The sequence below is a fragment of the Streptomyces sp. NPDC102270 genome (genome assembly GCF_044766405.1).
Lineage (GTDB): Bacteria > Actinomycetota > Actinomycetes > Streptomycetales > Streptomycetaceae > Streptomyces.
This window is the reverse complement of record NZ_JBIWLX010000072.1, coordinates 1-1,340: the sequence shown is the minus strand read 5'-3', so window position 1 is coordinate 1,340 and position 1,340 is coordinate 1. Positions and strand designations below refer to the sequence as shown.

Here is a 1,340-nt window from a genome sequence, read left to right as displayed (position 1 = left end):
ACCGTTTCGGATCAACATGACCAGCACACTCAACAAGCTTCCTGCTTACGTGAGTTCGCCGTCACTCTTGGGTCCGAAAGCGGCAGCAGGCACTGCACGGGCGCACGGATCTGTCAGGGCGTTCCGTTGTGTCATTCACCAAGGTTTGAACTGTGACTCAAGATTCAAACGCAGTGGTGTCGGTGTTGAACCAAGGTCTCCGCGACGGTCATGTCAGCAACCGCCGTCTACGTAGCCATCGGGTTCACCGTCGACAGCTACGGCGAGAGTCTCGGCCTGGGCGCCAGCGAGGGCACCAATCATCAGGTCCGGGCAGTCGCGGTCACGGCCTGCCGGGCCGCCCGCTCCACCAGTGAGATGCCGTCGCTCATCGACCTACTCCCGTCCGACAGGACTGTGACGAGGTAGCGGTGTCCGTCCACCGTGACCTGGCCGACGCTGTTGACGTCCCAGAGCCCGGATGTGGTGCGCTGCAGCCAGCCGTTCTTCAACGCGTACTCGGCACCGGAGGCCGTCGAGACACCCCACGCCTGGTCGCTCGCGATACGGCTCATCAGGGTTTGGATGTAGGTCCGTGACTCATTGTTCAGCGGGGAGCCGGTCTTCGACGTCGCAGCGCCGTCGAACACGGAGAGCAGCAGCCTGATCTGGTCACTCGCTGTCGTCCGCGTCAGCCCCCACTTCGTGCCGTGTCCACCCTTGGTCGAGATCAGCCCCAGACGCTTGTTGGCCGCCTCAAGACCCGGCGCCTGGCCGATCTCGCGCCACAGGGCGTTCGCCGCCGCGTTGTCGCTGTGCCGGATCATCGGCTCGGCCAACGCGCTTTCGTGGGTGGTGAGATGCCGACCCGCGTCCTGAGCCTGCAGCAGCAGCGCCGCGAGGATATTGACCTTGATGATGCTGGCAGTGTCGTACAGGGCGTCCTCGCCGTATAGCAACGTCTTCCGGCTCCCGCCGTCGAGGCTGAGTACCGCCGCTGTCACGCGCGCCTTGCTCTGATGTTGCATCGCTGCGTACGTGCCGGCCGTGGTACGGGTCTGCATCGACAGCGCGGGCGCGGCGGCTGCCGTATGCAGTGCGCCAAGGGAGAAGAGGGTCGTCACCGAGGCTAGGAGCAGACCGGCGCAGGCGCCGACACGGTTGTTGCGGCGCCAGGCTGAAGTCTTCGAATGCGGCATGGAACGCGGGTGGGACATGTTTGGGCAGACCTCGGCAGTAGATGGATAAAGGGGAACCGCATGGCAAAGGTAGATAAAATGCGCGCGAGGTGAAGTGGTCTCCGTCACTGCGAACCCATTTCGATCCGGATTGTGAGAAGGCCCATATTGATCCGGAACGGC

The 1,340-nt window shown here is 63.6% G+C and carries 1 protein-coding gene; it reads right to left on the bottom strand.

From position 1 onward, the window contains the following. Nucleotides 1-302: 302 nt before the first annotated feature. A partial coding sequence (locus tag ACIRP7_RS45620) for a serine hydrolase (protein WP_403672981.1) occupies nt 303-1,340 on the bottom strand: 1,038 nt, incomplete at its 5' end.